This window comes from Flavobacterium sp. H122, assembly GCF_004959765.1.
In the GTDB taxonomy this organism is placed as follows: Bacteria; Bacteroidota; Bacteroidia; order Flavobacteriales; family Flavobacteriaceae; genus Flavobacterium.
Window position 1 is genome coordinate 12,464 of the sequence record NZ_SJZD01000004.1, and the last position, 14,309, is coordinate 26,772.

Below are 14,309 nucleotides of genomic sequence, written 5' to 3' on the forward strand. Positions count from 1 at the left end.
GAATAGACGCTTTGCCTGATGTTTTGGGTTTGTAATTGATATCTACTTACATTGAATGAAGACTTTGTTGAAAGTATTTTGATTGAATAAAACATTCGTGTATTCGTGGCAACCACTCTTCAAAATTGTGTAAATCATATCCATAATTATGCAAGTCGGGTTCGTGTTTTAGATGGAAATTTGTATCATAAATCAATATTATTATGAAAACGGATACTACAACATTTTATATTCCTCTTGAAAATGTGGAGAGTGAGCATTGTGCTTTAATTGTCGATAAAGGATTAGCGACTTTACCTAGTCTTACTACCCATACGGTTGAGTTGAATAATAGAAGGGCACTTATTACGACAGAAACCCCTACCACAGCTATTCCTGAGGCGGTACAAATTATAAGAGGTTTGGGGTATGAGGTAACTACTGTGAAAGCTACGCTACCCGTATTACAAATGTCCTGTGCCTCTTGTGCTTTTAACATCGAGAATGGATTGAAGTTTTTACCTGGTATTATTAGTGCTGCGGTAAATTTTGCAGCAGCTAGTGTTACGGTGGAATATATTCCAACATTGGTGACGCAAGAGCAAATGAAAACGCAAGTACAAGCGTTAGGCTACGATTTATTTTTAGAAACCACTGCTGCAGCAAGCGAAGATCTAGAAAGCATTCACGAAAAAAAGTATAATGCCCTAAAGCGTAGCACCTTTGGGGCATTGCTTTTGAGTTTGCCTATCGTGGTGATTGGGATGTTTTTTATGGAACTGCCTTATGCCAATTATATCATGTGGGTGTTGTCGACACCCGTTATCCTTATTTTTGGAAAAGATTTCTTTGTCAATGCCTGGAAACAAGCCAAACATAGATCGGCCAACATGGACACGCTGGTCGCTTTGAGTACCGGTGTGGCGTATTTGTTTAGTGTTTTTAACACGCTGTTCCCTGAGTATTGGCACCAAAAAGGCTTGCATGCCCATGTGTATTTTGAAGCCGCTGCGGTGGTCATTGCTTTTATCTTATTAGGAAAATTACTGGAAGAAAAAGCAAAAGGCAACACTTCTTCTGCTATCAAAAAATTAATAGGATTACAACCGAAGTCGGTTACCATTCTTGGTCCTGATGGCACTTCATCCGAAATACCTATTGCAGAGGTGGCTATAGACAACATCATCATAGTCAAACCCGGTGAAAAAATTGCAGTTGACGGAACCGTATTACAAGGCAGTTCATTTGTGGACGAAAGTATGTTGAGTGGGGAACCTTTACCTGTAAAAAAAGAAGCCAATGATAAAGTCTTTGCGGGAACCATTAACCAAAAAGGAAGTTTTCAATTTAAAGCTGAAAAAGTAGGTGCCGCTACCCTACTATCCCAAATTATCAAAATGGTGCAGGATGCCCAAGCCAGTAAGGCACCTGTGCAAAAACTGGTCGATAAAATTGCGGGTATTTTTGTACCTATTGTTATTGGGATTGCGGTTCTTTCTTTGATTGTCTGGTTACTGCTGGGAGGCGAAAACGGCTTTACGCAAGGATTACTCGCTATGGTTACGGTATTGGTAATTGCCTGTCCGTGTGCGCTGGGGCTGGCTACTCCAACGGCTATTATGGTGGGTGTGGGTAAAGGCGCTGAACAGGGCATTTTGATTAAAGATGCCGAAAGTCTGGAGCTGGCTAAAAAAGTGGATACGATCATTTTAGATAAAACCGGAACCATTACCAAAGGAAAACCGATGGTTACTGATATTTTCTGGGCAGAAGAAAACGAAGGGCTTAAACAGATTTTAGTCGGAATAGAAAACCAATCCGAACATCCTTTAGCTGAAGCCATAACGGCTTATTACACTTCAACCGAACCGGTTCACATTCATCATATTGAAAGTCTGACCGGTATGGGAGTCAAAGCGCATTATAACGGGCAATACTATTTTGCGGGCAATAAAAAACTGCTGCTGGAAAATAAAATTGCACTTGGAGAAGATTTAGTGTTACAGACTGAAAAATGGCTGGATGAAGCTAAAACAGTTATCTGGTTTGCCGGCAGTACCCATGCATTAGCGGTATTTGCCATAGCTGATGAAATTAAAGAAACCTCCATTGAAGCCATCAAAGAAATACAAAACATGGGGATTGACGTCTATATGCTTACCGGTGACAACACCAATACTGCCAAAGCCATTGCTCAAAAGACTGGGATTGCCCATTTTAAAGGCGATTTACTGCCTAAAGACAAAGCGGATTTTATTAAAGAACTCCAGTCAAAAGGTAAAACGGTTGCCATGGTGGGTGACGGTATTAACGACAGTACGGCATTGGCGCAGGCCAACGTGAGTATTGCGATGGGGAAAGGAAGCGATATTGCGATAGATGTAGCGAAGATGACTATTATTTCTTCCGATTTGAATAAAATCATAACGGCTTTCAAGCTTTCCACCAAAACGGTGAATACGATTAAACAGAATCTTTTTTGGGCGTTTATTTATAACCTGATCGGGATTCCTATTGCGGCAGGCATTTTGTATCCTATTAACGGGTTTGTGTTGAACCCTATGATTGCAGGTGCAGCTATGGCACTAAGTAGTGTGAGTGTGGTGATGAATAGTTTGCGGTTGAAGTATGCGAGGGTGTAGTTGAGTGGTGAGCGGTGAATTGTGGAAGATGAGATAATAGATGATAGATAATAGACTCTTAGCCTGATGTATTAGTTTATAATTCAGATATACTTTAATTATGCTAAAAACTCCCCTTACCCACTCTAATGAGGGATTAAGGGGAGTGATACATTTTTGATTCTTGGGTTTAGCAGTCGTGGGCTTCGTATTGTTCTTTCTCGAGTTGGTTTTCCAATGATTCAATTTTTGTTTTTGGAACCTTGATTTTGGTTAAGTCTACTTTTAACTGTTTCTTTCCATCAGGGGAAATCCATAAACCGAATAGTTTGCCTTTGTCTCTTTTTAGTAAAAACATTCCTGTATTGTAATGCTCCACAAGGGTGTATTGCTGTTTTTCTTCGGAAAAAGTGGTATTAAGCAGTATCCATTCGTTGTTTTTATTTGTGGCATATTTATAAATTGCATCAACATAGGTTCTGGGACACCCGTCTTCCGACATCTTGAAATAGAAAATAATTTTAGTTTTGTTGTCTAGTGTGCCTTCGTAATATTCCTGGAAGTGGATGGTCTGGGCGTAGCTAAGGCTTGTAATGCATAGAGCGAATAATAAGAATAGGTTTTTCATTATGTTTGTTTATGAATTTTAGAAAAAGTCTTTTAATTAAAAATATATCTATTAATATGTTATTACTTTAAAATTTTTATCAATTTTAAAATATTTGGTTTCTTCACCTACACTTCCAATTTCTTTATAAGAAGTAAACTTACCTGCTGACACCGTAACCAATAAAAAATATTCTGAGTCTCCTCTTGTAATTGAAACTATAATCTCAGCATCATTATCATCTGTTTTCAGGAAAAAACATTTATATTTTTCACCATCATACCCTTTTGAAACCAGATAATCTTTTAGTCTATCTGCTGGGGTGTAACTGTTTTTAATTTCATTCGGAAGATTATTAATATAGTCTTTTAAGTCAAATGGAAGACTCATCAGACTATATGGCTTATTTTCTGTAACTAATTCGGTTTCTTTTGAATCATTTAGATTGGCAATCCCTTTTGGAAATAACTCCATTCCAATTTCTATAAATTTCTCTCTGCCAAAAAAACTATCATCATTTAAGATATTTACCTTATTCTTATCTGAATGAATACTAATTAATTTTCCGTTACCATCTGCCTCAAAGAAGTAAACTTCCTGAAATTCAGTTTCAACATTATCATTAACATACTGAGTAATTGCATATTTAATTTCCACCGTATTCTTTTTTCTTTCCCTTGATATTTCATCAAATACAATAGCGCATTCAGTTCCACAACTAAATACAAAAGATTTTTTTTCTTCAGCAGTATTTTCTTTGTCGGTCTTTACAACACCGGCTGTTTTACGGTTATTGACACTATCTGTTTTCTGTATTTCAGCTTTTCGGTTGTTATAAGTATCATCTTTTTTACAGTTGCTGATTAACAATCCGATTAGAATTAAAAAAGTTATTTTTTTCATTTATTATCTTTAACTTTTAATGATATAATTAACATATTATAGGTTAAAATATGATTGTTATGGTTCAAGAAAGAAATTATATCTTAGGTTTAGTCTGTCTTAACTTCATAAGAAACTTTTCAGACACATCTTCGAAATTTAATTTTCCAAAATCATTTACTGTCCAAAATTTAGTTGGAATTACTTTATTTGGGTCACTTCTATCAGTATATTCTTCGCTGTATTTATGAATGAAAACTGAATTGTCATTACCAATCTTAAATGTTATATAGGAGCGTACAAATAGAAAATCCACGCAGGAAATTTGCTCTATAGTGAAATAATTACCCTTAGCAACCAGACGTCCATACCCATCTGCAGGACAATTATCATAAAATTTGAATACTAAATTATCATTTCTGTACAATTCTCTTTTTTCATTGTTTTTTAAAATGATAATAGGCAGACCAAAATACCAATTCCCTTTATTGTTTTTGTTTACTATCTTTTCAATTGCTATTATTTTAAAAGTAGTATTTTCATTTTTCACAAAGCAGCTATCGTGAACGTAAAAGCCTTTTTGTCTTAAAGACGATTTGTTAATTAATATCTCTGCTGTAGAAATTTCTTTTTCAGAAAATTTATTTGATGATTTTTTAAATGTTATTATATAATCTGAATATTGAAGAAGCAAATAATCATTCATGAAAACAGTAACTCCTCCTTCTAGAAAAAAATCTTTAAAAGGATATTTTTGAGCATCTTCATAACTTATTTCAAGATAATTGACCTCTTTTTTTACATCAACATTATAGTTTTTGTACAAATAATCGGTGTAATAATTATACACATAATTTCTCCTGAAAAATCGTTTTGAATCAGATTTGTCACTTGAATATTTTGCCGAAATATTGTTGATATAAATATTCTTTTCATCAATTTCAACTCTGAGGGATTTAAGTCTTGAAACAATTGAGTCCTGATATTTATTATTTGATATTTGTTTGACTTCAACCAATTCAAATTTTGTTTTACCGTATTTTGAATCAGCATTTTCTTGATTTACAATCGATGGACTATTAATATTTTTTGACAGTGAATTAATCTCCTCATTCTTACTCACATTTGACTTTACATCAATTATCGAACTGACGAAAAAACAGGCTGTGTAAAGAATTATAAATTTTATTTTCATATTATACTAACACAATTTACAGAAAATCATAAGCTAAATCAGTTCTTTTTTAATATTTTCAATCAGATATGATTCTCGATTTATGTACATAACCTTTATTTCCTTCTTTTGTTTTTACCAGCCACCAGTCACCGAAATCATTTAAAACATCAACTGTAGAGCCATTTTTTACACTTTGAATAATTTCAGATTTTGCTGTTTTCTCTTTTCGCAAATTGGTAAAACCATCCTTATCAAAAATCTTGAATTCTTTTTTTCCAGATACTTCTTTTTTGCAAATTTTTATTTTCTCTGCTTCACTCTCTGGAAGGTATTTTAATTTTGATTCAAAATCTTTGTCTTTTAGATTCAAATTCTGCTTGATATCGCAAATTAAAATCTGCCTGTTCACACTATTATCAGAGTATGTTCTTATGGTTGTATTTTTAAGTATCCATTCATTATTATCAAACTTGATAATGTATTGGCATTCGAACAGTCCTCTATCAGGAAACTTTGTTTTTACAATGAATGAATTCTTATCAGATTTATTTAAAAAAACATCGTCAATAATATTTCCTCCATCTTCCGAAAAATTAATGCTTTTTAACTCAAGTTCATATTTACCTTTTTGGTTTAAAAAAACCAACAATTCATTACCCTCATAAGGTTTACTGCAAACTATCTTATCTGCAGCATTATCATTATTGACGTCTATATCTCTGATAAAATACGAATCATTTTTTTCATAGCTTAAAATAACATCTTTTTTATTGTAATTGTTTGTTACTCTATCAACAGATTTTTTTTCCTGTGCACTATAACTGGTTGCTATTAAAATATGAATTAAAAAAAGGAAAATTTTAATCTTGTCCATATGTATTTCTTGAATAAAAATAAGGCTTACAGCACAATTTACCTATGTTACACAAAGTCGGGAGGTTTTATGTAATTATAATTAAGATTTAGAGTAATAATCAAAATAGAGCAATGAATTTCATAAAAATTCGTCATTTAAGAGATATTTTTTTAAGTAACTCAAAGTTGGGAGAATTTGTGTAGTAGGTAATAATAAAATTTTTAATTTCATTATGTCTTAATCACAATTATTTAATATTATAGTATTTGTTGTTTGATTAAAAGGATTTTTGTGGAATTCTATTTTTCCAGTTTTACTATTAAGAAAACCTTTCCATTCTAAGTGGATTTTTTTATTATCTCCTTTTTTTATTACGGCGAATGGAGTGTTTGACTTTATTCCAAAATCCCAATCAATATACATATAATCTCTACTTACAATTGGTGCGCCAATATATCTGATAGTTTTAGATTCTTCATTATAGCCTACAATCAGTTTAGCTATTAAATTACCTTTTGAGTCTTTCATAAAAAAAGTTCCCTCATTATTAGGAAAAATAAATTCTGAATCATTTTCTTTATTACATAAACATTTCCAATTTCCTTCAATCGAGAAATTATCTGACAATGATTCTAAATCATCATTATTTTTTGCTTTAAATGAATTGTCCTTTTTATTCAATTTTTCTGAATCTCTATTAAAAGAAAATAATTCAGGAAATTGACTTGAAAAAAAATTGTGCTTTCCAAAAAGCGGACTGTTTGTTTTTACTTTTTTTAAGAACCTCCATTTTTTTTCTGATAAATTATATAAATAAAAATAGACTTCCGTGTCATTTTTAAATAACATTGCTTCCTCCGATTCTCCATTTGATACATCTAAAAATTTCTTAGGGATGTTAATCGCAAAAATATTATACGAACTTAAATTCTTATTGACGATTTTTTCAATTACTGAACTTTGTGTAATTTCTTCTGGATTGGTCTTTCCTTGGAGATAGTTAAGCCAATAATTATGTAAAGTAATGTCTTTTGGAACATAACTTATAGCAAACCATTGTACCTGATCATTTTCATAATTATAATAATAGCGGTATGGGTGTTCTGATATATCAAAATCCCCAAATGAAATCTGATAACCGTTGAAGTATTTTTGGTCAAAAAAATCAACAGAAAATTGTTGTTTATTTGAATTTTCAATTTGTTTTTTACTATCCTTTACATATTGCTTGTTTTTGTGTGTGTTTTGTCCATTACAGGAAATAAACAATAAACAAATCAATACTACTTTTATTATTTGTTTCATCATTCTATATTTTCTCACCATATCATCAAATTTTGTTTTCATACAACCCCGATAACGCTGATTTTCAATCCTTGTTAACAAATAATCATATATGCAAAATCAATGGAGGCTAATTATCTAATTCCACTTTTACCGATAAAAAATTTTTAAGATAATTTCATTTTATCATTGTCGAGGCATGGATAGCAAATCCGCACAAATGAGTTGAAAACTATTCTCTTTTAATAGAAAATGAAGTTAAAAAAGGATAGGGTTTATCATTTTCTTCCATTTTTTTTCTATACTTTTTTAACCATTCATTGTAATAATAAGTAACTTTTACAACGTTATTTTCCAGCGTGTATTTTGAAAATGGTTTTCCATTTTGGGGAATTTTATCTTTGGGCAAATCAAACGTTTCATCAAATAGCACATCATATACGCAATCCCTACCTATATATCCCCATATTAATTCAACTTCATTGTCGTTTAATATTTTTACCGGAAAAGTATAAAGACATTGTCCGTGAAATAAATAAAAAATATTATCGATAGTTATGTGTATTTCAATATTATCATTTTTCCAGCTATTTAAGATGGCTAGTTTTTTGGTTGTTTTAGGATAAGTTTTAAATTTCCATTTTTTTACGGCTTTATTATCCAAGAATAAATTCAAAGTTTTATAATCAGAAAAATCTTCAATGTTTACTTTTATTTTGTCAGATTTGAGATTAACAGTATCAATAATTTTATATTTTGCTAATTCGTCATTTTTTAAAAATTTGTCAAGAGAAAAAATATAACTTTCAGTATTATTGATTTTATATAAACAGTAGAAGATACTATCAATAGATGTCTCTTTGAAATTTAAAATTTTTGTATCTAATAATTCTTCTTGTTCAAAATATTCTTTATTAATAAAAACATCTCTTTGTATTGTAGCTTTTTTTACTGTATCAGGTAAGCTAGTTTTATTTTTATTATCAACAATATTATTGCTTTCATTTTGTTTCTTACAAGAAATTAAAAATGTTAATATAAATAAAATATAAATTTGTGATTTGATTTTCATGTTAGTTTCCTGTTTGTTTATTTTTATCAGGGTTAGTTATTACATCATTTATAAGTCATCTATGCCTGCTACACAAACTCTCTCGACTTTGAGTAACGATAAAAAAATTTAGAGCAATAGTCAAAATACAGCGGTGTTATCTATACATTTTATTTTTTTCTAATTTGTAAGTTTGTAATTCACCAATGGTATCATCAATAAATGAACTTTTAAGTATAAAATTTTTACCATTATCTGTTATAGTAAAAAGCTTGCTTTTATCTTCTTTTATAGATAAAACTATTTTGTCTTTATCTATACTTTCCAATTGTAAATCTTTGAATATATTTTCAACATAACTCTCTAATTTAAAATTGACTTTATTATCTTGAAATACTAAATAAATCATTCCCCAAGCACGTGGATCTACTGATTCTTCCTTTATTCTTAAAAAGTTACATGAATATTTTCCTGTCCATTTTTTATATGCATCTTGGTCTTCTTTGTTTTTAAATACTTTTGCAACTAACCCTTCCAGCCTAATGAATTGAGGTTTATTCATTTTTGAAAGCTTCATATTAGGCTGACTAGTTTTTCTTTTAAAAAAGACAAAAGGTAATTCCTTTTGATTTTCAGGTTCGGTATGATTGTCATCTCTTACAAAATCATTATTTAAAGAGACTTGAATCTCCTTTTTTTGATTAACAACTAATCCTTCAATGTCATTGGGATAAGCCCACATGTATTGTCCAGGATATCGACTGTCTTCTAAAACAGGATTAAAAAAGAGAATTGGTTTTTGTTGTTTATTTACTATATCGTAAATCACATAATCTGTACCATCTTCATCACCTTCTATTCTAACAATTTCTGTTAAAGCATCATCATCTAAATTAACAAGCCATCTTTTTTTAATACCTTCCCACGGATAAGTAAATTCATAAAGTAGCTGATTATCTTTAATCCAAAATTCTGTCGTTTTTATTGCACTTTCATCTGAGGCTGTTATAATGGTTTCTTTCATTCCATCATTATCAAAATCAACTTCTTCTTGATTTTCAATTTTATATCCAGAAGGGATTTGATATGTTTTATTTAAAGTTTTTTCGGTTGTATTTTTTTCTGTAACCGTATTCTTTGAAGCTTGATTTTCTTTGCAAGAAAACCCTAATATAGCTAATGCTATAAAACAAAAAACTAATTTTAAATTCATTTTAAAACTCTAATATGAAAACATATAAAATGACTTATATAAATTATTAATCAGCACTATATATAATTGTCTTTTGGACATCATTTCCTTTTTGGTGTAATAAAATTGTAGTTTCTCCTCCATCAAAAGACATTGTTATGTCAACTCTATTTTTGGCCACTTTATATTCTATTGAAATTAAGCCATCAGAATTGATTTTAATAGTTTCAGATTTAAGAGGTAATTCTTTTTTTAATTTCTCTGATTTATCTACTTCTTTATTTTTAATAATTGAAATATAAGCATTTTTTAAAGTTGTGTTTTTTATAGTACAAATTTCTTTTGAACCCATTTCGATTTGTTCAGTAACACAATCATTTGATTTGTTGAGTTGACTTTTTTCTATGTAGTAATTTTTATTACTCTTAAAATAACAATCAATTATAGCATTCCATTTTTTTTCATCAAACTTTAGTGTCTCAGGATTTTCAATATCATTCTGTTTGTTTAATTTCATCTATCTTATTTAATCTTACAAAAAAAATGGAGTACTTACATCGTTAAAAAAAAATATTTTATTTTTCAAATAATAAAAAAGCAAAGTATAAACTTTGCTTTTTTACATGAATTATTTTGTAGTATAATCAGTAAGAATTGGAAAAATCTTTAATTTCAAAAAGTTTTTTTCTTTAACATCCAATTTAGATTCGATATTCTTTTGAATAATAGATTTTAGGTCATAATACTCTTCAGTAGTGGATTTCCATCCATTCTCTAAACTTGGAGAACAATCAATTTCAACTATTTTTTCACTCTTAAAATCATTTTTAAACCTTTTAAGATCGTCCTTACTATCTAAAGTATCTTTATTTAATAGAATTAATCCTTTTTCAAGCTCTTCACATGCACACATACGTGTAGGGTCTTTTATCTCAACTTCTTTTTTCAGATATTGTGGTGTAATATCTTGTAAGACATATTCCAAAATAGTGATGTCATTATACTTAGTAGATTCTTTTACATAAAAAGAGAAATTATCTAACAAATCTTTGAATAAATATTCACTTAACATTTCAATACCATTATAAGAAATTGACTCCTCTTTTGAAGATTCTGAAAGCAATAAAAAAGCATTAGTATCTTTTAACTGCTTTATTCTTTCAAAAAGAATGATTGAAAAAAAAGTTGTTTTAAATTCATCTTCACTCTCTGGACTTGAATTACTTAAATAAGTAAAAAAATCTTTTCTATAAGATTCATTTAATAAATCACTAATTTTAATATCTTCTATAAAATCATCTTGATACTTATATTTTTTTAATTCTAACTTTTCATTGAAATAAATAACTTTGGACAAATCTAGTCCATTTGATAATGATTTATTTGAATCCGTCATATCAGTTTTTTTCTCATTCATGATATCATTATTATTTGCATTTTTAATTTTTTTTGAATTTTCACAAGATAATGTCAGTGATATTAGCACTGTTAAAAAAATATATTTCATAATTACTATTTTACAATTTTAAGTTTACCTGGTTTTACATTAGGATTTGTTTTATGGAATTTAACCCACCAATCATAAAAATCTTTAGCATCAGTATCGTAAACTCTTATACACCCTTGAGTTCTTTTCAAAACCGGGTTAGAAAGTGGCTTAAATGTAGTTTTGTCCTCTTGTCTGCCACCGTGTATTCTTATTAAACTCCTATTACTTTTATCTGCTTCATCACCTGAACCATTTATTGGTTCAAATGACAATCTTGGCTGTGGGCCATAAGAAATTCTTTTCTGTCCCGAATTAGTTCCCATAATAAAAGGGGTTGATGAAATTGCATATGTACCAAACGGCGCGTCTGAATTAGTTTTCATTCTATCTTCTCCAGCTACTCCCTCTAATAAACAATCTGAAATCGTAAAAACGATTTTTTTATTGTGATCATAAACATCTATTTTACCTCTTCTACAATTTTTTCTAGGTTTTTCATGTTCACACTTATTTCCTGTATATTTTTCAGTAATTACTACATTCCATGTACCTGATTCTGTAACTACTGGTTTTGAGTCAGCATTGCTTTCACAATTAAATACTTTTGCTTTGTGATTTTTGCCCTCATTATATATATTCGATAAAAATTTTTCTATTTCCCAAATATATGTTTTCCCTTCCCCAGTGTATTTTTTTCCGCCTCCTTTTTTTACCTTCTCTTTTTCCCCTTCCTCATAAAAAAAAGCGGGATTTTGCCTATAGCCATAATGCCTCGACTTACTTAAATCTGTCAACGTTTTACCATCTTTTTTATATGCAAGAGGATATTTATTATCGAACACAACATGATTAGGTTTGTCACCTTTACCCACATCAACAGGCATAAGAATTGACATATAAAAATCTGTTAAGGTTGTTAGTTTGTCTTTCTTTTTTTCTAAATACTTTTCAACGTAATCCAATTGTTGCAAAGCTGTCATTTTCAAAAGAGCTTCCTTTGTTGTTCCAACTGAGGACGCTGCATCGTCTCCAAATTGAATTAAACCAACATAACTTGACCCTTTTCCTGCAGTAGGAGAAAAAGTTCTACCAGTCTCTAACGCCATAGCCGCCATCAAAAGATTTGGGTCTTTACCTAACCTTTTAGCAATTTGAACTACTTTTTTTCTAAAATCACAACTTACTTTTGCTCCCCAAATTAAATCAGCATATTGTTCTTTACAAATACAACCTTTTTTCTTTTCCCCTTTTTCAGGAAGTTTAGTATCCGCTACCTTAGCCACAGTCGTACTTTCAGCCACATCAACTTTAAAGGCATTGATATCCACATTTACAATTTTACTTTTTATATGGGTATGTGCTTCTAACACTTCAACATCTACAAAAAGTTCCTGTTCATTACCTTCTACCAAAAATCCTCCGCCTTTGCTTTGAGGGATTCTATTTAGAAAGATATTAATATTATATACATCTTCATTCAATATATAGTATTGATCAACCAATTTATCATTTCCGGAGTTATCGTGTTCTAAAACTTGAAAACGGATTTTTTTTCCTTTCAAGCCTTTGGAATAAATCGTAGCCAATAATTGTTTGGGACCTTTTCTGGTTAAAACAACTTTGCTTACTCCTTTTGCTGCAACCGGCTGGTTGCTTCCTGCGTTACCTCTATAGGGGGGAACATTCGTTCTTGCGGGCTGTGTTCTTCCGCCAAGATGGTCTTGCGTTTCTGTCCTTCTCTGTTCTTGATACTCCGAGTTTCTAACATTAAAATTTGGACTTGCCTTGGTTTCTCCTGTGGCATAGGCCGTCACATAATATTCGTGCTGTTTGCCTTCGTTTGAATCTCCTTTGGATAAGTAAGCATTGGCTATTTTTTCAAAATCTGCTTTAATTTCGAGAATTTCATGTGCTACTCCCTTATCTCCGACTAAGGATTTAACATCTTTTATGACCTTATTTTTTGCATTTTGATTACTGCTGTGTCCTGAGCCATTTATATCATCTTCCCAAAGCGAAATATAAACATACTCCCCTTTCATGCCTGTGGTTTCTACATGAACGTTTATAGTTTGGCCATACGATAATGGGCCGTTTATTGGTTTATCGTTACTATCACTGACTTTTATACTAAGTATTTCTCTTTTTTCAGATGGTTCTACATTTAAAAGTAATGCGCTTTCATTATTCAATTCCGGCTCATGCTGATAAGCCACAATTTTATATTTATTACCTATTGCCTTTTCCTGAAAACGGATTTTTCCTTTATCCATATCAAAAAGCCATACAGGCTTAGTACCGTTTTGCAGGTGGTACAATTGCCATTTGACTTTGGATATGTCTCTATCTTCCGGAGGGGTACCTTCAAACCATTCAGCTATTTCATAATTTTCCCAATCACCTACTTTAAGCATTCTTTTTCCGGAAATCTTTTTTACTCCTTTTTTATCTTTATCAGCATTGTAAAAAGGGATTTTAAGTACATCACCCTGATTGACATCCAACTTATACCTGGTTGAACTAAACATTGACCCACCATATGAGGCAAGAGGAATTTGAGGGTTTGCCTGTGCTAAATCACTTTCAGAAATATTATTTGCCATGCATATTTCCTGAACCGACTCGTTCCCTCTTACAGTATATGTTTTAAAATCGTTATACTTATTGTTCATATTCCGCATGATTAGTTTGTTCCTGTTCCTGATCTAATTTATACGCAGCTGTGTCCACTGCCGGATTGAGTTGGTTTGCGGCAACCGGATCCGCTTTTCTGGCCTGCTGCTGGCTGGGTTTTGCTTTTTGTCCGTGATCGGTTATGGTTATACAGTCGGGGCCACCTATAGGACAGGTGGCTTTGCTGGTTTCCATGAGTGCTTTTCCTCTGTTTTCCTCCAAAGTGATTTTTTCGTAAAAACCGCTCCATTGCGTTACCTGTGCCTGACAGGGCTTATATCCGCCGCCCGGAAGAGGCTGCTGTTTACAGGGACCAAAGGTGTTTTTCTCAAAAGTCTGACCAATATCTTTATTGGTAGCCATTAATTTTTCGCTACCCTCAGGGTCATTAATGAAAGTCTTTTTTTGGGTTTTGACTTTTAACTTATCGGGTGCATTACCAAACTTGCACTGGCAAACCGCCCCTTGACATACTAAGTGTTTTTCAGACATACTCTC

The 14,309-nt window shown here is 31.3% G+C and carries 12 protein-coding genes; 1 reads left to right on the forward strand and 11 read right to left on the reverse strand.

Annotation, left to right across the window (positions count from 1 at the left end; translation table 11 throughout):
- Positions 1-203: 203 nt before the first annotated feature.
- Positions 204-2,621, forward strand: a complete 2,418-nt coding sequence (locus EZM65_RS07110; protein WP_136667865.1) for a cation-translocating P-type ATPase — start codon at positions 204-206, stop codon at positions 2,619-2,621.
- Between the two features lie 169 nt (positions 2,622-2,790).
- Here EZM65_RS07110 and EZM65_RS07115 read toward each other — a convergent pair whose 3' ends face one another.
- From EZM65_RS07115 to EZM65_RS07165, 11 genes are all read right to left on the reverse strand, one after another.
- Complete coding sequence (locus EZM65_RS07115) at positions 2,791-3,228, reverse strand: hypothetical protein (protein ID WP_136667866.1); 438 nt, start codon at positions 3,226-3,228, stop codon at positions 2,791-2,793.
- A gap of 51 nt (positions 3,229-3,279) precedes the next feature.
- The gene (locus tag EZM65_RS07120) at positions 3,280-4,110 is read right to left on the reverse strand and encodes a hypothetical protein (protein ID WP_136667867.1); all 831 of its coding nucleotides are present in this window, start codon (positions 4,108-4,110) and stop codon (positions 3,280-3,282) included.
- A 76-nt stretch (positions 4,111-4,186) separates the two neighbouring features.
- Entirely contained in the window at positions 4,187-5,284 is a 1,098-nt protein-coding gene (locus EZM65_RS07125) for a hypothetical protein (protein ID WP_136667868.1), read from the reverse strand.
- Positions 5,285-5,342: 58 nt separating this feature from the next.
- Positions 5,343-6,140: an SH3 domain-containing protein gene (locus EZM65_RS07130; RefSeq protein ID WP_136667869.1), complete on the reverse strand. Its 798-nt coding sequence runs from the start codon at positions 6,138-6,140 to the stop codon at positions 5,343-5,345.
- A gap of 219 nt (positions 6,141-6,359) precedes the next feature.
- Positions 6,360-7,469 (reverse strand): hypothetical protein, encoded by a 1,110-nt coding sequence (locus EZM65_RS07135; protein WP_136667870.1) that lies wholly within the window; start codon positions 7,467-7,469, stop codon positions 6,360-6,362.
- Between the two features lie 169 nt (positions 7,470-7,638).
- Positions 7,639-8,478, reverse strand: coding sequence for a hypothetical protein (locus tag EZM65_RS07140; protein ID WP_136667871.1), 840 nt, complete (start codon positions 8,476-8,478; stop codon positions 7,639-7,641).
- Positions 8,479-8,614: 136 nt separating this feature from the next.
- Positions 8,615-9,670 carry a hypothetical protein gene (locus EZM65_RS07145; protein ID WP_136667872.1) on the reverse strand — a complete coding sequence of 352 codons (1,056 nt, stop codon included), beginning with the start codon at positions 9,668-9,670 and terminating at the stop codon, positions 8,615-8,617.
- Between the two features lie 46 nt (positions 9,671-9,716).
- Entirely contained in the window at positions 9,717-10,166 is a 450-nt protein-coding gene (locus tag EZM65_RS07150; RefSeq protein WP_136667873.1) for a hypothetical protein, read from the reverse strand.
- 111 nt (positions 10,167-10,277) lie between these two features.
- Positions 10,278-11,156 carry a hypothetical protein gene (locus EZM65_RS07155; protein WP_136667874.1) on the reverse strand — a complete coding sequence of 293 codons (879 nt, stop codon included), beginning with the start codon at positions 11,154-11,156 and terminating at the stop codon, positions 10,278-10,280.
- A 5-nt stretch (positions 11,157-11,161) separates the two neighbouring features.
- On the reverse strand, positions 11,162-13,810 hold the full coding sequence (locus tag EZM65_RS07160; RefSeq protein ID WP_169051663.1) for a L,D-transpeptidase: 2,649 nt from the start codon (positions 13,808-13,810) through the stop codon (positions 11,162-11,164).
- Positions 13,800-14,303: a DUF4280 domain-containing protein gene (locus tag EZM65_RS07165; RefSeq protein ID WP_136667876.1), complete on the reverse strand. Its 504-nt coding sequence runs from the start codon at positions 14,301-14,303 to the stop codon at positions 13,800-13,802. Before EZM65_RS07165 ends, EZM65_RS07160 begins: the two co-directional genes overlap by 11 nt.
- Positions 14,304-14,309 lie beyond the last annotated feature (6 nt).

Excerpts from the sequence above, each read along its gene's own strand:
- EZM65_RS07165 (WP_136667876.1), bottom strand. The coding sequence starts at position 14,303 with ATGTCTGAAAAACACTTAGTATGTCAAGGGGCGGTTTGCCAGTGCAAG.
- EZM65_RS07135 (WP_136667870.1), bottom strand. The coding sequence starts at position 7,469 with ATGAAAACAAAATTTGATGATATGGTGAGAAAATATAGAATGATGAAA.
- EZM65_RS07160 (WP_169051663.1), bottom strand. The coding sequence starts at position 13,810 with ATGAACAATAAGTATAACGATTTTAAAACATATACTGTAAGAGGGAAC.
- EZM65_RS07145 (WP_136667872.1), bottom strand. The coding sequence starts at position 9,670 with ATGAATTTAAAATTAGTTTTTTGTTTTATAGCATTAGCTATATTAGGG.
- EZM65_RS07140 (WP_136667871.1), bottom strand. The coding sequence starts at position 8,478 with ATGAAAATCAAATCACAAATTTATATTTTATTTATATTAACATTTTTA.
- EZM65_RS07110 (WP_136667865.1), top strand. The coding sequence starts at position 204 with ATGAAAACGGATACTACAACATTTTATATTCCTCTTGAAAATGTGGAG.
- EZM65_RS07155 (WP_136667874.1), bottom strand. The coding sequence starts at position 11,156 with ATGAAATATATTTTTTTAACAGTGCTAATATCACTGACATTATCTTGT.
- EZM65_RS07115 (WP_136667866.1), bottom strand. The coding sequence starts at position 3,228 with ATGAAAAACCTATTCTTATTATTCGCTCTATGCATTACAAGCCTTAGC.
- EZM65_RS07150 (WP_136667873.1), bottom strand. The coding sequence starts at position 10,166 with ATGAAATTAAACAAACAGAATGATATTGAAAATCCTGAGACACTAAAG.
- EZM65_RS07125 (WP_136667868.1), bottom strand. The coding sequence starts at position 5,284 with ATGAAAATAAAATTTATAATTCTTTACACAGCCTGTTTTTTCGTCAGT.
- EZM65_RS07120 (WP_136667867.1), bottom strand. The coding sequence starts at position 4,110 with ATGAAAAAAATAACTTTTTTAATTCTAATCGGATTGTTAATCAGCAAC.
- EZM65_RS07130 (WP_136667869.1), bottom strand. The coding sequence starts at position 6,140 with ATGGACAAGATTAAAATTTTCCTTTTTTTAATTCATATTTTAATAGCA.